General features: G+C 65.1%; 15 protein-coding genes. 14 read left to right on the top strand and 1 reads right to left on the bottom strand.

The features are described 5' to 3' along the window. Nucleotides 1-164 precede the first annotated feature (164 nt). From rpmE to BLT78_RS14365, 3 genes are all read left to right on the top strand, one after another. Nucleotides 165-383, top strand: coding sequence for a 50S ribosomal protein L31 (gene rpmE, locus BLT78_RS14375; RefSeq protein ID WP_090349621.1), 219 nt, complete (start codon nt 165-167; stop codon nt 381-383). Between the two features lie 87 nt (nt 384-470). Then, nucleotides 471-1,211, top strand: coding sequence for a thermonuclease family protein (locus BLT78_RS14370; RefSeq protein WP_231975635.1), 741 nt, complete (start codon nt 471-473; stop codon nt 1,209-1,211). A gap of 212 nt (nt 1,212-1,423) precedes the next feature. Then, on the top strand, nt 1,424-2,692 hold the full coding sequence (locus BLT78_RS14365; protein ID WP_090349619.1) for a malic enzyme-like NAD(P)-binding protein: 1,269 nt from the start codon (nt 1,424-1,426) through the stop codon (nt 2,690-2,692). A gap of 68 nt (nt 2,693-2,760) precedes the next feature. On the opposite strand, the gene BLT78_RS14360 is transcribed toward BLT78_RS14365, so the two are convergent. Next, on the bottom strand, nt 2,761-5,181 hold the full coding sequence (locus tag BLT78_RS14360; protein WP_090349618.1) for a penicillin-binding protein 1A: 2,421 nt from the start codon (nt 5,179-5,181) through the stop codon (nt 2,761-2,763). Between the two features lie 183 nt (nt 5,182-5,364). Here BLT78_RS14360 and BLT78_RS14355 point away from each other — a divergent pair, with 183 nt between their 5' ends. The 11 genes from BLT78_RS14355 to hemE all read left to right on the top strand — a co-directional run bounded on the left by BLT78_RS14355 (nt 5,365) and on the right by hemE (nt 21,124). After that, entirely contained in the window at nt 5,365-6,429 is a 1,065-nt protein-coding gene (locus tag BLT78_RS14355) for a pilus assembly protein PilM (protein ID WP_090352331.1), read from the top strand. Then, complete coding sequence (locus tag BLT78_RS14350; protein WP_090349617.1) at nt 6,429-7,055, top strand: PilN domain-containing protein; 627 nt, start codon at nt 6,429-6,431, stop codon at nt 7,053-7,055. Before BLT78_RS14355 ends, BLT78_RS14350 begins: the two co-directional genes overlap by 1 nt. Next, complete coding sequence (gene pilO, locus BLT78_RS14345; RefSeq protein WP_090349616.1) at nt 7,052-7,672, top strand: type 4a pilus biogenesis protein PilO; 621 nt, start codon at nt 7,052-7,054, stop codon at nt 7,670-7,672. Before BLT78_RS14350 ends, pilO begins: the two co-directional genes overlap by 4 nt. After that, a complete protein-coding gene (pilP, locus tag BLT78_RS14340; protein WP_090349615.1) occupies nt 7,669-8,196 on the top strand; it encodes a type 4a pilus biogenesis lipoprotein PilP in 528 nt (175 codons plus the stop codon). Before pilO ends, pilP begins: the two co-directional genes overlap by 4 nt. 50 nt (nt 8,197-8,246) lie before the next feature. Next, complete coding sequence (pilQ, locus tag BLT78_RS14335; protein ID WP_090349614.1) at nt 8,247-10,367, top strand: type IV pilus secretin PilQ family protein; 2,121 nt, start codon at nt 8,247-8,249, stop codon at nt 10,365-10,367. 3 nt (nt 10,368-10,370) lie between these two features. Beyond that, entirely contained in the window at nt 10,371-10,889 is a 519-nt protein-coding gene (aroK, locus tag BLT78_RS14330; RefSeq protein WP_090352329.1) for a shikimate kinase AroK, read from the top strand. Nucleotides 10,890-11,015: 126 nt separating this feature from the next. Beyond that, complete coding sequence (gene aroB / locus BLT78_RS14325; RefSeq protein ID WP_090349613.1) at nt 11,016-12,122, top strand: 3-dehydroquinate synthase; 1,107 nt, start codon at nt 11,016-11,018, stop codon at nt 12,120-12,122. A gap of 7 nt (nt 12,123-12,129) precedes the next feature. Further along, nucleotides 12,130-13,716, top strand: a complete 1,587-nt coding sequence (locus BLT78_RS14320) for an AAA family ATPase (protein WP_090349612.1) — start codon at nt 12,130-12,132, stop codon at nt 13,714-13,716. 234 nt (nt 13,717-13,950) lie between these two features. Further along, nucleotides 13,951-18,396, top strand: a complete 4,446-nt coding sequence (gltB, locus tag BLT78_RS14315) for a glutamate synthase large subunit (RefSeq protein ID WP_090349611.1) — start codon at nt 13,951-13,953, stop codon at nt 18,394-18,396. Between the two features lie 110 nt (nt 18,397-18,506). Further along, a complete protein-coding gene (locus BLT78_RS14310; RefSeq protein ID WP_090349610.1) occupies nt 18,507-19,925 on the top strand; it encodes an FAD-dependent oxidoreductase in 1,419 nt (472 codons plus the stop codon). Nucleotides 19,926-20,059: 134 nt separating this feature from the next. Beyond that, nucleotides 20,060-21,124: a uroporphyrinogen decarboxylase gene (gene hemE, locus BLT78_RS14305; protein ID WP_090349609.1), complete on the top strand. Its 1,065-nt coding sequence runs from the start codon at nt 20,060-20,062 to the stop codon at nt 21,122-21,124. The last annotated feature ends 42 nt before the right edge of the window (nt 21,125-21,166 follow it).

Below are 21,166 nucleotides of genomic sequence, written 5' to 3'. Positions count from 1 at the left end.
ATGGGCCGCCTGCGCTGCCGTGACGGACGGGCGCTTGCATCGGGAAGGTGGTCTGTTATCATGCCGCCCTATTTTTCCGGGTGGCCTGGCTGCCCCGGTGAATTACCTCGTGCGGTGCCCGGCATGGTGCCAGGTGGCGGCACATCATCCCTGAGGATCCATAGATGAAACCGGAAATCCATCCCGCGTACGAAGAAGTAACCGCGACCTGCAGCTGCGGCAACGTGGTCAAGACCCGTTCCACCCTGTGCAAGGACCTGAGCCTCGACGTCTGCTCCGAGTGCCACCCGTTCTACACCGGCAAGCAGAAGGTGCTGGACACCGGCGGCCGTATCGACCGCTTCAAGCAGCGTTTCGCCGGCTTCGGTGCCACCAAGAAGTAAGCGAGACGTATCGGGATGCGCAATCCGTTTCCCGATGCAGCAAGAAAGGCGTCCCTCTGGGGCGCCTTTTTTGTTTGTGCTGCGCTCATGGCCTGGCCGCGCGTGCCGTTCGCGGCCGAGTGCCGGCCGCCGGCTGCGCTGCGCGAGGCGCAGGTGGCCAGGGTGGTGGATGGCGACACCCTGCGCCTGGATGACGGCCGCAGCGTACGGCTGATCGGCGTCAATGCGCCCGAACTGGGCCGTGAGGGGCGTCCGCCCGAGCCCCTGGCCGAGGTGGCGACGCGTCATCTCGCGGCGCTGGTCGCCGCCAGCGCCGGGCGGGTCGGGCTGGTGTCGGGCGAGCAGTCGCGTGACCGGTACGGGCGGACGCTGGCGCATGCCTTCGGGCGCGACGGACGCAACTGGGAGGCGCAGCAGCTCGCCGCCGGTCTCGGCTTCGCCGTGGCGCTGGCGCCCAACACCGCACTGGCGGCCTGCCAGTTCGCGGCCGAGGCGGCGGCGCGTGCCACCGGGCGGGGCGTCTGGCAACGCAGTCCGCTGATCGAGGCGACGCAACTGCGGCGTGGCGGCTTCGTGCTGGTGCGCGGGAGGGTGATGGTGATCGAGCGCAACAGTGGCGGGCTCTGGCTGCAGCTGGAGGGCGACCTGGTGCTGCAGGTGGTTCCGCAGGCTCTGGCGCAGTTCGACACGCAGGCCCTGTGGCGGCTGCAGGGGCGGGTGGTCGAGGCGCGCGGCTGGTTGATCGATCGCCGTCGGCGTGGTGCATCCGGGCGCGGGCGGTCGCGCTGGCTGTTGCCGCTGAGCCATCCGGCCATGCTCGGCTACTGAGGGCTGCGGGGATTTGCCGCACCCTCGGGAGGTCTCAGGTGGGGCCAGAAGCTGTACTTTCTGACGCAGACAGGGCTATCCAAAAGTCTTGCGATTTGGGGCTTGACAAGCGCATTTTGCGCTCTGGGTCGACGCTCTTGTGGGCGGCCTCGCACATGCCGTATGCTCGTGGTCCCTGTCTGTACCTATAAATAGAAAGTGGAAGCACCAACATGTCCGATCTGAAAACTGCCGCGCTCGAGTACCACGCTCAGCCTCGTCCCGGCAAGCTGAGCGTTGAGCTGACCAAGCCCACGGCTACCGCGCGCGACCTGTCCCTGGCCTACAGTCCCGGCGTGGCCGAGCCGGTGCGCGAAATTGCCCGCGACGCCGAACTGGCGTTCAAGTACACCGGCAAGGGCAACCTGGTCGCGGTCATCTCCGACGGCACCGCGATCCTCGGTCTGGGCGACCTCGGCCCGCTGGCTTCCAAGCCGGTGATGGAGGGCAAGGGGGTGCTGTTCAAGCGTTTCGCCGGCGTCGACGTGTTCGACATCGAGGTGGACGCCGAGAGTCCGCAGGCCTTCATCGACACCGTCAAGCGCATCTCCATCACGTTCGGCGGCATCAACCTGGAAGACATCAAGGCGCCCGAGTGCTTCGAGATCGAGCGCGCGCTGATCGAGCAGTGCGACATCCCGGTATTCCACGATGACCAGCACGGCACCGCCATCGTCACCGCGGCCGGCATGCTCAATGCCCTGGAGATCGTCGGCAAGAAGCTGGATGAGGCTAAGATCGTCTGCCTCGGCGCCGGTGCCGCGGCGATCGCCTGCATGAAGCTGCTGGTCAGCATCGGTGCCAAGGTGGAAAACATCTTCATGATCGACCGCAAGGGCGTGATCCATGCCGGTCGCGACGATCTGAACCAGTACAAGGCGGTATTCGCCCACGAGACCGACAAGCGTACCCTGAGTGACGCCATGCAGGGCGCCGATGTGTTCGTCGGCCTGTCCGGCGCCAACCTGCTGTCGGCGGAAGACCTGGCGCAGATGGCACCGAACCCGATCGTGTTCGCCTGCTCCAACCCGGATCCGGAAATCAAGCCGGAGCTGGCCCGCGAGGTGCGTCCGGACGTGATCATGGCCACCGGTCGCTCCGACTATCCGAACCAGGTCAACAACGTGCTGGGCTTCCCCTTCATCTTCCGTGGTGCCCTGGACGTGCGCGCCACCCGCATCAACGAGGAGATGAAGATCGCCGCCGTACAGGCCATTCGCGAGCTGGCCAAGCTGCCGGTGCCGAAGGAAGTCTGTGACGCCTACGGTGTCGACAGCCTGGAGTTCGGGCGCGAGTACATCATTCCCAAGCCGATGGATCAGCGCCTGATCCAGCTGGTGCCGGATGCGGTGGCCAAGGCTGCCATCGAGACCGGCGTGGCTCGTCTCGGCTACCCGAAGCACTACCCGCTGAAGTCGGCCGACGACGTGTTCAACGGCTGATCGTTCGGCATGCAACAAAAAACCCCGCGCTTGCGGGGTTTTTTGTTGGTCAGCCCTGGACTCGGAGCTCAGAACAGGTCGATGGGGACCGGTGCCGGCTCGCTGCCGAACTGGTCCTCGAAGCCGCCACTGCTTTCCAGCGAGGGTTGCGGCGGGGCGTCCTTGTTGAACAGTTCGAACACTGCCCCGGGGGTGCCGGGCGCGGCGGCCAGGCCGGTGGCGGGGTCGATGCGCAGGCGCAGCAGGCCATCCGGCTCGGGTGGCAGGTGGGCAGGGCGATCCTTGAGGGCCGTGCCCATGTAGCGCATCCAGATCGGCAGGGCCACGGTGCCGCCGAATTCGTGACGGCCGAGGCTTTGCGGCTGGTCGAAACCCGCCCAGGCGGTGGTGACGAAGTCGCCGTTGTAGCCGGCGAACCAGGAGTCCTTCTGCTCGTTGGTGGTGCCGGTCTTGCCTGCCAGGTCGCTGCGCCCGAGGCTGAGGGCGCGGCGCGCGGTGCCGAGCCTTACCACGTCCTGCAGCATGCTGGTCATGATATAGGCGGTGCGCGGGTCGATGACGCGCTCGGCCTGGGCGGGCTGTTGAGTGGGATCGCCTGTCGGCGCGCTGCCGGTGGCGACTGCACCGGGCAGGACTTTCGGTGCGGTTACCTTGTCTGCGGCCGGAATGCGCGCGGGGCTGGCTTCGAACAGTGGCTCGCCGTCGCGGCTTTCGATGCGGGTGATCAGGTAGGGCTGGACGCGATAGCCGCCATTGGCGAACACGGCATAGCCGGTGGTGATCTCCAGTGGAGTCAGGTTGGCGGTGCCCAGCGCCAGCGAGAAGTTGCGTGGCAGCTCCTCGGGAGGCAGGCTGAAGCGCTTGCTGTAGTCGAGGACGTAGTCGATGCCAAGCTCCTGGAGCAGGCGGATCGATACCAGGTTGCGCGAACGGAACAGGGCTTCGCGCATGCGGATCGGGCCGAGGAAGGTGTTGTTGTCGTTCTTCGGTCGCCAGACCTCGCCGGTATAGGGGTCGACGAATTCGATGGGCGCATCGTTGATCAGACTGGAGGCGGTGAAGCCCTTGTCCAGCGCGGCGCTGTAGATGAACGGCTTGAAGCTCGAGCCGGGCTGGCGCTTGGCCTGGGTGGCACGGTTGTAGTTGCTCTGCTCGAAGGAGAAACCGCCGATCAGGGCGCGGATCGCGCCGTCGCTCGGATCCAGCGAGACCAGTGCGCCCTGGGCCTGGGGTAGCTGAACGAAGCGCAGGCTGCCGTCATCCTGGCGCTGCACGCGGATCAGGTCGCCTTTTTGCACCACGTCGGCCGGCTTGGCGGGCTGGCGCCCCAGGCTGTTGGTGTTGAGGTGCGGGCGGGCCCACTTCATGGTTGGCCAGGCGACGGGCTCGGTGCTGCCGCTGCGGGTCAGCACCGTGATGCCGTCGCCGTTGATGTCGGTCACTATGGCCGGCTCCAGGCCACCTAGAATGCTCTGCTCGTTCAGCTTGGCCGGCCATTGGGTCGGGTCGAGCTGGGCCAGGCGTTGCTCGGGACCCCGGTAGCCATGGCGCTGGTCGTAATCGAGCAGTCCCTCGCGCAGGGCCCAGTTGGCGGTCGTCTGCAGCTCGCTGCTGACGGTGGTGTAGACGCGATAGCCTTCGGTATAGGCGTCGCCGCCGAAGCGGCTGACGATTTCGGCGCGTGCCATCTCCGCGACGTAGGGCGCTTCCAGCTCGGGTGGGCTGACCACCTGCTGGTGGGCGTCGACCGTTTCGGCGAGTGCGCTCTGGTAGCGTTGCTGGTCGATCTTGCCGAGTTCGTACATGCGCGACAGGATCCAGTCGCGGCGAATCTTGGCGCGCGCGGGGTTGGCCACGGGGTTGTAGCGTGAGGGAGCCTTGGGCAGGCCGGCGATCATCGCCAGTTGCGCCAGGGACAGCTCACCGATCGACTTGCCGTAGTAGATCTGCGCGGCTGCCTCGATGCCGTAGGCGCGGTTGCCGAGGTAGATCTTGTTGACGTAGAGCTCGAGGATCTCATTCTTGTCGAGTGCCCGCTCGATCTGCAGGGCGAGCAGGATCTCGTTGATCTTCCGGGAAAAGCTGCGTTCGTTGGATAGGAAGAAGTTTTTCGCCACCTGCATGGTGATGGTGCTGCCGCCGGTCTGGATCTGCCCGCTTTGCAATAATTGCGCAGCAGCACGCATCAGGCTCTTGAGGTCGACACCATAATGATGCGCGAAATTGTCGTCCTCCGCCGCCAGCAGGGCGTCGATGAAGTCCTGCGGAATCTCGGCGAACCGGATGGGGCTGCGGCGCATTTCACCGAATTCGGCAATGAGTTTGGCGTCGGCGCTGTAGACGCGCAGGGGAACCTGCATGCGCACGTTGCGCAGGGTTTCCACCGAGGGCAGGTTCGGGCTGAGATACAGGAAGGTGCCGCTCAGGCCGAGCAGCACGGCGCAGAACAGGGCGACACAGGTCCACGACAAAAGCTTCAAGAGGCGCATCGGAAGTCTTGCTTGTCCGGAGGATGGGTGAGTAAAACGGGTGGCGCGGGGAAAAGGCAAAAGCTGTTCACATTATAGGTGTTTTTCCCTCGAGATAGCCATTTGAGCTGATGTCAAGTGGGGGGATTAATGCTGAAATACATCAACCGTCCGTAAATGTCGGATGCAGATAGGAAAATGGCCGTGCTAGGGCTCTTCAACAAGACCGCGAATACGCTATTGGGGATCGACATCAGCTCGACTTCGGTCAAGCTGTTGGAGCTGAGCCGCTCGGGTGGGCGCTACAAGGTCGAGGCCTATGCCGTCGAGCCTTTGCCGCCGAATGCGGTGGTCGAGAAGAACATTGCTGAGATCGAGGGCGTCGGTCAGGCACTGACTCGTGTGCTGGGCAAGGCCCGTACCAGCGCGAAGAGCGTGGCCGTGGCCGTGGCGGGATCGGCGGTGATCACCAAGACCATCGAGATGGATGCCGGCCTGTCCGAGGACGAACTCGAGAACCAGCTGAAGATCGAGGCCGACCAGTACATCCCCTATCCGCTGGAAGAGGTGGCCATCGACTTCGAGGTCCAGGGGCCGGCGCCGCGTAATCCCGAGCGGGTCGAGGTGCTGTTGGCCGCTTGTCGTAAGGAGAATGTCGAGGTGCGCGAGGCGGCCCTGGCCTTGGCTGGCTTGGCCGCCAAGGTGGTCGACGTCGAGGCTTACGCGCTGGAGCGGGCCTACACGCTGCTGGAGCCGCGCCTGGCTGGCGGACGTGACGAGCTGACCGTCGCCGTGGTGGATATCGGCGCAACCATGACCACGCTCAGCGTGCTGCACAATGGCAAGACCATTTATATCCGCGAGCAGCTGTTTGGCGGCAAGCAGCTGACCGAAGAGATCCAGCGGCGCTACGGTCTTTCCTTCGAGGAAGCCGGGCGCGCGAAGAAGCAGGGCGGTCTTCCGGATGACTACGACAGCGAAGTTCTGCTGCCGTTCAAGGAAGCGGTCGTCCAGCAGGTGTCGCGCTCGCTGCAGTTCTTCTTCGCAGCCGGGCAGTTCAGCGAGGTCGATTGCATCCTGCTGGCTGGCGGGACGTCTTCCCTGCCCGATCTCGACCGACTGATCCAGCAGAAGATCGGAACCCCCTGCGTGGTGGCCAATCCGTTCGCCGACATGTCGCTGGGCAGCAAGGTCAATGCTGCGGCCCTGGCCAGTGATGCGCCGGCGCTGATGATCGCCTGCGGTCTGGCGATGAGGAGTTTCGACTGATGGCCAGAATCAACCTTCTTCCCTGGCGCGAGCAGCGCCGCGAGGAGCGCAAGCAGCGCTTCCTGGTGTCTCTCGGTGCTGTACTGGTCGGGGCTGCGGCCCTGGTGTTCGCTGGCGATCAATACCTGAATGCCATGATCGAGCAGCAGAATGCGCGCAACGACTTCGTGCGCAAGGAAATCGCGGTGCTGGATGCACGTATCAAGGAAATCAAGGAACTCAAGCAGCGTCGCCAGCAGCTCCTCGAGCGGATGAAGATCATCCAGGATCTGCAGGGCAATCGCCCGATCATCGCCCGAGTGTTCGACCAGTTGGTACGTACCTTGCCGGACGGGGTGCATTTCACCGAGCTGAAGATGACCGGCAAGAACATCGCCGTCAAAGGCGCTGCGGAGTCGAACAACCGGGTTTCCGCGCTGATGCGCAATCTGGATGCCTCCGAGTGGCTGCAGGCGCCGAACCTCACCGAGGTGAAGGCGGTGACCGCGGGTGCGGTGGATCAGGCCAACATATTCCAGCTGACCGTCCAGCAAACCAAGCCGGGAGAGGAGAGCGTGGCTCAAGTTGCAGCGCCGGCGCCGGCGGGGAAAGGTAAACAAGCCAATAGCCAAGGAGCCAAGAAATGAGTCTGGCTCAATCTCTGGAAAGTCTGCGCAAGGTCAACTTCAGTGAGTTGGATGCCAACAACCTGGGTTCCTGGCCGGCGCCGGTCAAGGTCGTCGCCGCCATCCTCCTGCTGATTGCGGTCCTGGCGCTCGGATACAACTTCCACCTCAAGGATCTCCAGGGCCAGTTGGAGCAGCAGCGGAGTCAGGAGGAAAGCCTCAAGCAGCAGTTTGCTACCAAGGCGTTCGAGGCGGCCAATCTGGAGAAATATCGCCAGCAGATGGCTGAGATGGAGCAGTCGTTCGGTGCCTTGCTGCGCCAGCTGCCGAGCGATACCGAGGTTCCGGGGCTGCTGGAGGATATCACGCGCACCGGGCTGGGCAGCGGCCTCGAGTTCGAGGAAATCAAGCTGATGCCCGAAGTCACCCAGCAGTTCTACATCGAGCTGCCGATCCAGATCCGTGTGGTGGGTGGCTATCACGATCTGGCCAGCTTCGTCAGCGGCGTGGCCAGCCTGCCGCGGATCGTCACCCTGCACGATTTCGAAATCAAGCCGGTGGCCGATGGTGGCTCCAAGTTGAAGATGAGCATCGTGGCGAAGACCTACCGTTACAACGACAAGGGGCTGCAGAAATGAAGAGCGCCCGTCTGATCATCGGCAGCCTGTTGCTGCTGGGGTTGACCGCCTGTGATTCCACGGCGGGGTTCAGTGACTTGCAGGCCTACATGGATGAGGTGCGTGCTCGCCCGAAGGGACAGATCGAGCCGGTTCCCACTTTTCCGCCGTATGAGGCTTTCACCTACAGCGCCTCCGGATTGCGCAGCCCGTTCCAGCCGCCAGTCAAGATCGAGCTGCGCCAGAGGCAGAAGGGCTCTGCGGAAATCAAGCCGGACGAGGCGAGGCCCAAGCAGTTTCTCGAGGGCTTCAACATCGAGTTGTTCGAAATGGTCGGACTGCTGGCCAATGACGCTGGGCGGTTCGCCCTGGTCAGCGGGGCGGGCGGGGTGCATCGGGTCAAGGTAGGCGACTACCTCGGGCGTAACTACGGGCGCATCGTGGCGATCAATGATGACCGCATTGAGGTTGTCGAGATAGTTCCGGATGGTGAAGGGGGCTGGCTGGAGCGCCCGCGCACCCTGACCCTCAAGGAAAGCAGCTGAGGGTCGGGCTCATGAATAATCCTATTTGGTCTGCAAAACGGATTCAGACAATGAACAGTTCCATTTCGCGTTTCAGCCTGTCGCTGCTGGCAGTGCTGCTTTCTCCGGCAGCGCTGGCTGCCGACCTGCAGGGGGTGGATGTGGCTGCCCTGCCCGGGGATCGGGTCGAGCTGAAGCTTTCCTTCGACGAGCCGGTGACTGCGCCGCGGGGCTACACCATCGAGCAGCCGGCGCGGATTGCCCTGGATTTGCCCGGGGTGCGCAGCAAGCTTGGGGCGCGCAATCGCGAACTGGGGGTTGGCAACGCACGGAGCCTGACCGTCGTCGAAGCGGAAGATCGGACTCGTCTGATCATCAATCTTAATCAGTTGCAGCCTTACAGCACGCGCGTCGAGGGTAACAGCCTGTTTGTCGTGGTGGGTGGTGGGGCATCGGCCAGTGGCACTGCTGCCGCAGCCGTCTCTGCTGCACCGGTGCAGCCGGTTGTACAGGCGCCTAAGCCTTATATGCCAGCGGGCAAGGCGGTCCGCAATATCGATTTCCAGCGGGGCAGTCAGGGCGAAGGCAACGTGGTTATCGAACTGTCCGAACCGGGAATCAGTCCGGACATCCAAGAGGGCGGAGGCAAGATTCGCCTCGACTTCTCCAAGACGCAGTTGCCCGAGCAATTGCGTGCACGTCTTGATGTCAAGGACTTCGCCACCCCGGTGCAGTTCGTCACTGCCTCGGCCAGCGGCGATCGAGCCAGCATTGTCATCGAGCCGAGCGGTAATTACGACTATCTGGCTTACCAGACCGACAATCGCCTGACCATCAGTGTCAAGCCGCTTTCCCAGTCCGACGTGGAGAGGCGCAAGGCGGAGCGTTTCGCTTACACGGGCGAGAAGCTGTCGCTGAATTTCCAGGATATCGACGTGCGTTCGGTGCTGCAGCTGATTGCCGATTTCACCGATCTCAACCTGGTGGCCAGTGACACCGTGCAGGGCAACATCACCCTGCGTCTGCAGAACGTGCCGTGGGATCAGGCACTGGATCTGGTCCTGAAGACCAAGGGGCTGGACAAGCGCAAGATCGGCAACGTCCTGCTGGTGGCTCCTGCGGACGAGATCGCCGCCCGTGAGCGGCAGGAGCTAGAGGCACAGAAGCAGATCGCCGAGCTGGCGCCATTGCGCCGCGAGGTGATGCAGCTGAATTACGCCAAGGCTTCGGATATTGCCGGCCTCTACAAGGAATACTCTGAGGGTTCTGAATCCAAGGACATGCGCGGTTCGGTGATTTTTGATGATCGCACCAACAGCCTGATCGCCAACCTGACTGAAGACCGCCTGGAGGAGCTACGTCGTATCGTCACCCAGCTGGATATTCCGGTACGTCAGGTGATGATCGAGGCGCGTATCGTCGAGGCCAGCGTCGGTTATGACAAGAGCCTTGGTGTGCGTTGGGGGGGCGCCATGACCCATGACAGCAAGTGGGTCGCCTATGGCAAGAATGGCAACGTCGGTATCGAGGACGAGGACGGCTTCAGTTGTGGTCCGTTTGCGGGCAACTGTACCTTGCCGACGAACGATGACGATTCCCCCACACCGTATGTCGATCTGGGGGCAGTCGGCAGTACTTCCGGCTTGGGTATTGGTTTTATCACCGATAACGTGATCCTCGATCTGCAGCTCTCCGCGATGGAAAGTACCGGCAACGGTGAGGTGGTCTCCCAGCCGAAGGTGGTTACTTCTGACAAGGAGACTGCGAAGATCCTCAAGGGGTCTGAGGTGCCATATTCGACGGTGAGCGACTCTGGTACCGAGGTGCAGTTCAAGGAGGCCGCGCTGGCGTTGGAGGTGACGCCGCAGATCACCCCGGACAACCGCGTGATCCTTGAGGTGAAGGTCAACAAGGATGAGCCGGATTTCGCTAATGCCGTGGACGGCGTGCCGCCGATCAACAAGAACGAGGTCAATGCCAAGGTGCTGGTTGCCGACGGCGAAACCATAGTCATCGGTGGTGTCTATAGCAACGCGCAGAGCAAGTCGGTGGAGAAGGTACCCTTCCTCGGCGATCTGCCGTTCCTGGGCCGCCTGTTCCGCCGCGATATCGTCAGCGACTCGAAATCCGAGCTGCTGATCTTCCTCACTCCGCGTATCATGGACACCCAAGCGATTTCCGTGAGCCGTTGATTGGTGCGTAATCTGATACTCGTGGGCCCGATGGGTGCTGGCAAGAGCACCATCGGGCGTCTTCTGGCCAAAGAGCTGCATCTGCCCTTCAAGGATTCCGACAAGGAAATCGAGGTGCGAACCGGTGCGGACATCCCGTGGATCTTCGACGTCGAGGGCGAGCAGGGGTTCCGCGACCGTGAGCAGGCGGTGATTGCCGATCTGTGCCATGAGGATGGCCTGGTGCTGGCCACCGGCGGTGGGGCGGTGCTGCGTGAGGCCAACCGCGAGGCATTGCGCGCGGGTGGGCGGGTGGTTTACCTGCACACCTCGGTCGAGCAGCAGCTGGAGCGCACAGCGCGCGATCGCAACCGGCCGCTGCTGCGTACCGCCAATCCGGGGCAGGTGCTGCGTGACCTGCTGGCGGTGCGTGATCCGCTGTACCGGGAGATCGCCGATGTGATCATCGAGACCGATCAGCGGCCGCCGCGTCTGGTGGTACAGGAGGTTCTTGCCCGCCTGGAGCAATTGCCCCCGCGATGAGGCAGGCTCTACGGGGCGTGCCCAGGATCGCCACCGTCCGCACGTGATCGCTGGCAGGACATGACGGCCGCTCTGAAAGGGTCGTGAACTGCGCTATCCTAAGGCCCTTTTCTCATAGGGGGCCACATGCGGACTCTTCACGTCGATCTCGGCGAACGCAGCTATCCCATCTTCATCGGCGCTGACCTGCTCGGTCGGCGCGACTGTTTCTCGCCCTACATTGCCGGCCGCCAAGTGGCGATCGTCACCAACCAGACGGTCGCACCGCTTTACCTGCAGCGGCTGTGCGACACCCTGGCAGGCTATGGCGTCACGCCGATCATCCTGCCCGACGGCGAAGCCTTCAAGAATTGGGAAACCCTGCAGTTGATCTTCGACGGCCTGCTGGCGGCCCGCCATGACCGGCGCACCACCGTGATCGCGCTGGGTGGCGGGGTGATCGGCGATATGGCCGGCTTCGCCGCCGCCTGCTACCAGCGCGGCGTGGACTTCATCCAGGTGCCGACTACCCTGCTGTCGCAGGTCGACTCTTCGGTCGGCGGCAAGACCGGGATCAACCATCCGCTGGGCAAGAACATGATCGGGGCGTTCTACCAGCCCAAGGCCGTGGTGATCGACACGACGACCCTCGCCACCCTGCCGGCTCGCGAGCTGTCCGCGGGGTTGGCCGAGGTGATCAAGTACGGGCTGATCTGCGACGAGCCGTTCCTCTGCTGGCTGGAGCAACACATCGAGGCACTGCGCGCGCTGGATGCCGAAGCGATCAGCGAGGCGGTCGAGCGCTCCTGCGCGGCCAAGGCGCGGGTGGTCAACGCCGACGAGCGTGAAACCGGCGTGCGGGCGACTCTCAACCTCGGCCACACCTTCGGTCACGCCATCGAAACCGAGATGGGCTACGGCGTCTGGCTGCATGGCGAGGCGGTCGCCGCAGGCACGCTGATGGCGCTGGAAATGTCGCATCGCCTGGGCTGGATCGATGAGCGGGCGCGCAATCGCGGCATTCGGCTGCTGCAGCGTGCCGGCCTGCCGGTGGTGCCACCACAGGAGATGGGGCCTGAGGAATTCCTTCGCCATATGGCGGTCGACAAGAAGGTGCTGGATGGTCAGCTGCGTCTGGTGCTGTTGCGCCAACTGGGCGAAGCAGTGGTGACCGCCGACTATCCGCGCGACATTCTCGAAGCAACGCTGCGTACGGACTACGCGGCACTGGTCCGTCAAATCGGAAGTGAATGAGGCATTCATGACCAGCCTTCAGGCCGATGAGGCATTCGTTGAGCACTACCAGTTCAAGCACGACCCGTTCACCCCACGGGTGCCGGGTTTCAAGTTCTTCCCCGCCAAGCGCAAGAGCGTACTGGCCCAGCTGCACCAGTTGGCCCGCTACAGCGCGCTGATACAGGTGGTGACCGGCCCGCTGGGTAGTGGCAAGACCCTGCTGCGCCAGGCGCTGGTCGCCAGCAGCAACAAGCAGAGCGTGGTCTGCGTACCGGTTTCGGCGCGCCAGGCCGGCAGCAGCGGCATGCTGCTGCGCTATTTCAGCCAGGGGCTGGGCGGGAGTGCGCAGGATGTGGACAGCCTGCTCGGCCAGATCGCCCGTCTGAACCAGGTCGGCCAGGAGGTCTATCTGCTGGTGGACGATGCCGAGAATCTGGCGGACGAGGCGCTGGACTGCCTGGCAGCCCTGGCCGCCGGTGACAGCGATGGGCGCGCTCATGTGTTCCTGTTCGCTGAGCCGGAACTGCTGGCGCGCCTGGAGGCGATGGGCAAGGCCGACGCTTGCCATGTCCAGCAGCTGCAGCCCTACGATCTGGCGGATACGCGTGCCTACCTGGCGCAGCGCCTGGAGGGTGCCGGGCAGGGGCTCGAGCTGCTCGAGGAGCAGCAGGTGCAGGAGATTCATGCCGAGTCCGGCGGCTGGCCCGGCGCCATCAACAAGGCAGCGCGCGAGTCCATGGTCGAGGCCATGCTGGCCGAGTACCAGCCGGTGATCCACGAGAGCGGCGGCATGAGCCTGCCGAAGAAACACCTGCTCGCCCTCGCCGTGGTAGTGGCGGGCGTGGCCCTCGCAGTGCTGATGAAGGGCAAGGAGCCCGAGCTGGCGCCGTCCGGTGGCGAAGCCCTGAATCTGGCGGCCCAGTCGAGTGGTGCGGCCGGCGCGCCGGCCATCGAGTTCGAGGGTGATGGCAAGCCCGTACCCTTGCCGCTCGCCGGTCAGGGGCAGCCGGTACCGCGCGAGCCGCTGGCGCGTGCTGCCGGCCAGGCCGAGGTCGAGGAGCTGGATGCTTCCCATGCGGCCATGCCGGTCCCGGTGCCGGCGGTACCGGCCGGCGCGCCCGTTGCGGCGAGCGCAGGCGTGTCGGCGGTGCCTCCGGCGCCTGCTCCGGCACCTGCCGTCGCCGAGTCCGCCCCCGTGCAGTCAGCTCCAGCTCCGGTCGCGACCCCGGCGCCGACGCCTGCACCGCTGGCGGCTGCTCCCGAGGTCAAGCCTGCCCCCGTTCCGGCAGCCGCTCCGGTGGCCAGTTCTCCGGCAGTCGGCGCTGCCAGCTGGTACATGACCCAGCCGGTCGGCCAGTACACCCTGCAGCTGTTCGGTACCAACTCGGAGAGCGCGGCACAGACCATGGTGCGCGAGGGCGGCGGGGAGTATCACTACTTCCGCAAGCTGCACCAGGGCAAGTCGCTGTATGTGGTGACCTACGGGCGCTTCGCCAGCCCGGAAGCGGCCAAGTCCGCGGTGAGCGCTCTGCCAAGCCGTCTGCAGGCTGGCAAGCCCTGGCCGCGCACCTTCGCCAGCATCCAGCAGGAAATCCGCCAGGCCGGTCGCTAGACTCGCTGAGGGTGGTGAAAAAACCGGCGATGCGTCTAGGCGCATCGCCGGTTTTCTTTTATAAATGCGACATGAAATTTTCGCCAAAGCGCCATTTTTGCTTTTTCGGTCATGTCCCGCGCGCTACAATGGCGCATCCGTGATCGCAACAAGCGCCAGTAAAATGGTAGGAAAGCGGTAAAAGTTGCGAAAAAAACGCCCGAATCGAATAGAAGCTAGCCGGTGAGAGTGTCTATGAAAGCTGGTCTGTACCAACCTGAACAATTCAAGGACAACTGCGGCTTCGGTCTGATTGCCCACATGCACGGGCAACCCAGCCACCATCTGCTGCAGACCGCCATCGAAGCCCTGACCTGCATGACCCACCGCGGCGGCATCAACGCCGACGGCAAGACCGGCGACGGCTGCGGCCTGCTGCTGCAGAAGCCCGATCGCTTCCTGCGCGTGCTGGCTGCCGAGCAGTTCGGCGTGCATCTGCCCGACCAGTACGCGGTCGGCATGGTGTTCCTCAGCCAGGACGAAACCCAGGCAGCGCGCGCTCGCGAGGCGCTCAACGCCGAGATCGCTGCCCAGGGCCTGACCCTGGTCGGCTGGCGCGTGGTGCCGGTGGACACCTCGGTGCTCGGCCGTCTGGCCCTGGAATGCCTGCCGCGCATCGAGCAGGTGTTCGTCAGCGGCGAGGGCCTCGACGACCAGCAGATGGCGATCAAGCTGTTCTTCGCCCGCCGCCGCGCCGAAGTGGCGCTGAAGGACGACGCCGACTTCTACGTCTGCAGCCTGTCGGCCAAGGACATCATCTACAAGGGCCTGATGATGCCGGCGGACCTCGCCAGCTTCTATCCCGACCTCGGCGACGAGCGCCTGGAAACCGCGATCTGCGTGTTCCACCAGCGCTTCTCCACCAACACCCTGCCGAAGTGGCCGCTGGCCCAGCCGTTCCGCTTCCTCGCCCACAACGGCGAGATCAACACCATCACCGGCAACCGCAACTGGGCGGTGGCGCGGCGCAGCAAGTTCACCAACGAACTGCTGCCGGACCTGGAGAGCATCGCTCCGCTGGTCAACCGCACCGGTTCCGACTCCTCGAGCATGGACAACATGCTCGAGCTGCTGGTCACCGGCGGCATGGACCTGTTCCGCGGTCTGCGCATGATCATTCCGCCGGCCTGGCAGAACGTCGAGACCATGGACGTCGAGCTGCGCAGCTTCTACGAATACAACTCCATGCACATGGAGCCGTGGGACGGCCCGGCCGGCGTGGTGCTGACCGACGGTCGCCATGCCGTGTGCCTGCTCGACCGCAACGGCCTGCGTCCGGCGCGCTGGGTCACCACCCGTAACGGCTACATCACCCTGGCCTCCGAGGTCGGCGTGTGGAACTACGCCCCCGAGGACGTCATCGCCAAGGGCCGCGTCGGCCCGGGCCAGATCCTCGCCGTGGACACCGAGACCGGCCAGGTGCTGCATACCGCCGACATCGACAATCGCCTGAAGGCCCGTCACCCCTACCGTCAGTGGCTGCGCCAGAACGCCCTGCGCATCCAGGCCGGCATGGAGGACGACACCTCCAGCGCGTCCTACGACGGCGAGCAGCTCAAGCAGTACATGAAGATGTTCCAGGTCACCTTCGAGGAGCGTGACCAGGTGCTGCGTCCGCTGGCCGAGCAGGGCCAGGAGGCGGTCGGCTCGATGGGCGACGACACCCCGATGGCGGTGCTGTCCCGTCGCGTGCGTTCGCCCTACGACTACTTCCGCCAGCAGTTCGCCCAGGTCACCAACCCGCCGATCGACCCGCTGCGCGAAGCGATCGTCATGTCCCTGGAGACCTGCCTGGGCGCCGAGCGCAACGTCTTCGAGGAAACCGCCGATCACGCCAACCGCGCGATCCTCAACACCCCGGTGATTTCCCCGGCCAAGTGGCAGACCCTGATGACCCTCGACCGTCCGGGCTTCGAGCGGCACATCATCGACCTCAACTACGAGGAATCGGTCGGGCTCGAGGCGGCGGTGCGCCACATCGCCGACCAGGCCGAGGCCGCCGTGCGCGCCGGCAAGGTGCTGCTGGTGCTGTCCGACCGCCACATCGCGCCTGGCAAGCTGCCGGCGCACGCCGCGCTGGCGGTCGGTGCCGTGCACCACCGCCTGACCGAGACCGGTCTGCGCTGCAGCTGCAACATCCTGGTCGAGACCGCCACCGCCCGCGATCCGCACCACTTCGCCGTGCTGATCGGCTTCGGCGCCACCGCGGTCTACCCGTTCCTCGCCTACGAGGTGCTGGCCGACCTGATCCGCAGCGGCGAGGTGCTCGGCGACCTGCGCGAGGTGTTCAAGTACTACCGCAAGGGCATCTCCAAGGGCCTGCTGAAGATCCTGTCGAAGATGGGCATCTCCACCGTGGCCTCCTACCGTGGCGCCCAGCTGTTCGAAGCCATCGGTCTGGCCGACGAGGTGGTCGAGCTGAGCTTCCGCGGCGTTGCCAGCCGCATCCAGGGCGCGCGTTTCGTCGACCTAGAGGCCGAGCAGAAGCTGCTGGCCGCCGAGACCTGGAACGTGCGCAAGCCGATCCAGCAGGGCGGTCTGCTCAAGTACGTGCATGGCGGCGAATACCACGCCTACAACCCGGACGTGGTGCGCCTGCTCCAAGAAGCCGTACAGCAGGGTGACTACGCGCGTTTCCGCGACTACAGCGCGCTGGTCGACCAGCGCCCGGTGTCGATGATCCGCGACCTGCTCAAGGTCAAGGTGGCCGAGCAGCCGCTGCCGCTGGCCGAAGTCGAGCCGCTCAGCGCCATCTTCAAGCGCTTCGACGCAGCCGGCATCTCCCTCGGTGCGCTGTCGCCGGAGGCCCACGAGGCCCTGGCCGAGGCGATGAACCGCCTGGGCGCGCGCTCCAACTCCGGTGAGGGCGGCGAGGATCCGGCGCGCTACGGCACCATCAAGAGCTCGAAGATCAAGCAGGTGGCCACCGGCCGCTTCGGCGTCACCGCCGAGTACCTGGTCAACGCCGAAGTGCTGCAGATCAAGGTCGCCCAGGGCGCCAAGCCCGGCGAGGGCGGCCAGCTGCCGGGTGGCAAGGTCAACCCGCTGATCGCCCGCCTGCGCTACGCGGTGCCCGGCGTGACCCTGATCTCGCCGCCGCCGCACCACGACATCTACTCGATCGAAGACCTGGCCCAGCTGATCTACGACCTCAAGCAGGTCAACCCGCAGGCGCTGGTCTCGGTCAAGCTGGTCGCCGAGCCGGGTGTCGGCACCATCGCCGCCGGCGTGGCCAAGGCCTACGCCGACCTGATCACCATCTCCGGCTACGACGGCGGCACCGGTGCCTCGCCGCTGACCTCGATCAAGTACGCCGGCAGCCCATGGGAACTGGGCCTGGCCGAGGCGCACCAGACCCTGCGCGGCAACGACCTGCGCGGCAAGGTACGGGTGCAGACCGACGGCGGCCTGAAGACCGGTCTCGACGTGATCAAGGCGGCCATCCTCGGCGCCGAGAGCTTCGGCTTCGGCACCGCGCCGATGATCGCCCTGGGCTGCAAGTACCTGCGCATCTGCCACCTGAACAACTGCGCCACCGGCGTGGCCACCCAGAACGACCAGCTGCGCAAGGACCACTTCATCGGCACCGTCGAGATGGTGATGAACTTCTTCACCTTCATCGCCGAGGAAACCCGCGAGTGGCTGGCCAAGCTCGGCGTGCGCAGCCTGGGCGAGCTGATCGGTCGTACCGACCTGCTCGAGGTGCTGCCGGGCGAGACCGCCAAGCAGGGCAACCTGGACCTGACCCCGCTGCTCGGCAGCGCGCACATCCCGGCCGACAAGCCGCAGTACTGCGAGGTCGAGAAGAACCCGCCGTTCGACCCGGGTCTGCTCGCCGAGAAGATGGTCGAGATGGCCCTGCCGGCGATCGAGGCCAAGAGCGGGGGTGAGTTCGTCCTCGACATCTGCAACTGCGACCGTTCCATCGGTGCCCGTGTCTCCGGCGAGATCGCTCGTCGTCACGGCAACCAGGGCATGGTCGACGCGCCGCTGAACTTCCGCTTCAAGGGCACCGCGGGACAGAGCTTCGGCGTATGGAACGCCGGCGGCCTCAACCTGTACCTGGAAGGCGACGCCAACGACTACGTCGGCAAGGGCATGACCGGCGGCAAGGTGGTCATCACCCCGTCGGCCGGCAGCGCGCTGAAGAGCCAGGAAAGCGCCATCATCGGCAACACCTGCCTGTACGGCGCCACCGGCGGCAAGCTGTTCGCCGCCGGTACCGCGGGCGAGCGCTTCGCGGTGCGCAACTCCGGCGCGCATGCCGTGGTGGAAGGCACCGGTGATCACTGCTGCGAGTACATGACCGGCGGTTTCGTCTGCGTGCTCGGCAAGACCGGCTACAACTTCGGTTCGGGCATGACCGGCGGCTTCGCCTACGTGCTGGACGAGGACAACAGCTTCTTCGACCGCGTCAACCACGAGCTGGTCGACCTGCAGCGCATCAGCGGCGAAGCCATGGAGGCCTATCGCACTCACCTGTACCGGGTGATGGTCGAGTACGTCGAGGAAACCGGCAGTGCCTGGGGCCGCCAGATCCTCGACAACCTGGACGACTACGTGCGCCGCTTCTGGCTGGTCAAGCCCAAGGCCGCCAGCCTGAAGAGCCTGCTGTCCAGCACCCGGGCCAACCCGCAGTAAGGCCGCTCGAGCCGCCGGCCCCGCCTTCCAGGGTGGTGGCCGGCCGGTTACCCTGATGAGTTTCGCAGCTTGAAGCACGTGACTTGAGGCTGCTGCAAAGAGGTTCTGATATGACTGAACGTCTGAACAACGACTTCCAGTTCATCGAAGTCGCGCGCAAGGATCCGAAGAAGAAGCTGCTGCGCCAGCGCAAGAAGGAATTCGTCGAGATCTACGACCTGTTCAAGCCGCAGCAGGCTTCCGAGCAGGCGCACCGCTGCCTGGGCTGTGGCAACCCGTACTGCGAGTGGAAGTGCCCGGTGCACAACTTCATCCCCAACTGGCTGAAGCTGGTCTCCGAGGGCAACATCCTCGCCGCCGCCGAGCTGTCGCACCAGACCAACACCCTGCCGGAAGTCTGCGGCCGCGTCTGCCCGCAGGACCGCCTGTGCGAGGGCGCCTGCACCCTGGCCGACGGCTTCGGCGCGGTGACCATCGGCTCGGTGGAGAAGTACATCACCGACACCGCCTTCGCCATGGGCTGGCGTCCGGACATGTCCAAGGTCAAGCCGACCGGCAAGCGTGTCGCGGTGATCGGCGCCGGCCCCGCCGGCCTCGGCTGCGCCGACGTGCTGGTGCGCAACGGCGTGACCCCGGTGGTGTTCGACAAGAACCCGGAAATCGGCGGCCTGCTGACCTTCGGCATCCCCGAGTTCAAGCTCGAGAAGAGCGTGCTGAGCCGGCGCCGCGAGGTGTTCACCGGCATGGGCATCGAGTTCCGTCTCAACACCGAGGTGGGCAAGGACGTCACCATGGACCAGCTGCTCGCCGAGTACGATGCGGTGTTCATGGGCATGGGCACCTACAACTACATGAAGGGCGGCTTCCCCGGCGAGGACCTGCCGGGCGTCTACGACGCGCTGGACTTCCTGATCGCCAACGTCAACCGCAACCTCGGTTTCGAGAAGTCCGCCGAGGACTTCATCGACATGGCCGGCAAGAAGGTGGTGGTGCTTGGCGGTGGCGACACCGCGATGGACTGCAACCGCACCTCGATCCGCCAGGGCGCCAAGACCGTCACCTGCGCCTATCGCCGTGACGAGGAAAACATGCCGGGTTCGCGCCGCGAGGTGAAGAACGCCAAGGAAGAGGGCGTGAAGTTCCTGTTCAACCGCCAGCCGATCGCCATCGTCGGCGAAGGCAAGGTGGAAGGCGTCAAGGTCGTGGAAACCCGCCTGGGCGAGCCCGATGCCCGTGGCCGCCGCAGCCCCGAGCCGATCCCGGGCTCCGAGGAGATCCTGCCGGCCGACGCCGTGGTGATCGCCTTCGGCTTCCGCCCGAGTCCGGCGCCGTGGTTCGAGCAGTTCGACATCCGGATCGACGGCCAGGGCCGCGTGATCGCCCCGGAAGCCGGCCAGTTCAAGCACCAGACCAGCAACCCGAAGATCTTCGCCGGTGGCGACATGGTGCGTGGCTCCGACCTGGTGGTCACCGCGATCTTCGAAGGCCGCCAGGCCGCCGAGGGCATCCTCGACTACCTGGGCGTCTGATCCGGCAGTTGACCGCGGCGGTCGCCCGCCGCGGCTGACCCCGGTCAAGCAAGCTACGAAAGGCACGGCCCCCGCCGTGCCTTTTGCTTTGCGCTTTGCGACAATGTCCGCCTGAATTTTCGCCGGAAGCCGTTATGACCGTCCTGAAGAACGACCGTTTCCTTCGCGCCCTGCTCAAGCAGCCCGTCGACGTCACCCCCGTGTGGATGATGCGCCAGGCCGGACGCTACCTCCCCGAGTACCGCGCCAGCCGCGCCAAGGCCGGCGACTTCATGAGCCTGTGCATGAACCCGGAGCTGGCCTGCGAGGTCACCCTGCAGCCGCTGGACCGCTATCCGCTGGATGCGGCCATCCTGTTCTCCGACATCCTCACCATCCCGGACGCCATGGGCCTGGGCCTGTACTTCGAGACCGGCGAAGGTCCGCGCTTCAAGAAGCGCATCGACGGCATGGCCGACATCGACGCCCTGCCGATCCCCGATCCGGAGAAGGATCTGGGTTACGTGATGGACGCGGTGCGCACCATCCGCCGCGAGCTCAACGGCCGCGTACCGCTGATCGGCTTCTCCGGCAGCCCCTGGACCCTGGCCACCTACATGGTCGAGGGCGGCTCCAGCAAGGACTTCCGCAAGTCCAAGGCGATGCTCTACGACAACCCGCAGGCCATGCACGCGCTGCTCGACAAGCTGGCCCAGTCGGTGACCACCTACCTCAACGGCCAGATCCGCGCCGGCGCCCAGGCCGTGCAGATCTTCGACACCTGGGGTGGCAGCCTGTCGGACGCGGCCTACCGCGAGTTCTCGCTGTTCTACATGGAGCGCATCGTCCATGGCCTGATCCGCGAGCACGAAGGCCGCGAGGTGCCGGTGATCCTGTTCACCAAGAACGGCGGCCTGTGGCTGGAGGCGATGGCTGACACCGGCGCCACCGCGCTGGGCCTGGACTGGACCTGCGACATCCGCAACGCGCGCGCGCGCGTCGGCGACAAGGTGGCCCTGCAGGGCAACATGGACCCGACCGTGCTGTACGCCAACCCGACGGCGATCCGCGCCGAGGTGGCGCGCATCCTCGAGCGCTTCGGCCACGGCAGCGGCCACGTGTTCAACCTTGGCCACGGCATCACCCCGGAAGTCGATCCGGCGCATGCCGGCGTGTTCATCGAGGCAGTGCACGAGCTGTCGGCGCAGTACCACCACTGAGCCGCGCGGTAATGACAGAAGCCCGATCCTGTGATCGGGCTT

Origin of the sequence: Pseudomonas oryzae (genome assembly GCF_900104805.1) — a bacterium.
Taxonomy (GTDB): Bacteria; Pseudomonadota; Gammaproteobacteria; order Pseudomonadales; family Pseudomonadaceae; genus Geopseudomonas; species Geopseudomonas oryzae.
Note: the sequence above shows the minus strand (reverse complement) of the source record. Positions and strands in the feature narration are given on the sequence as shown.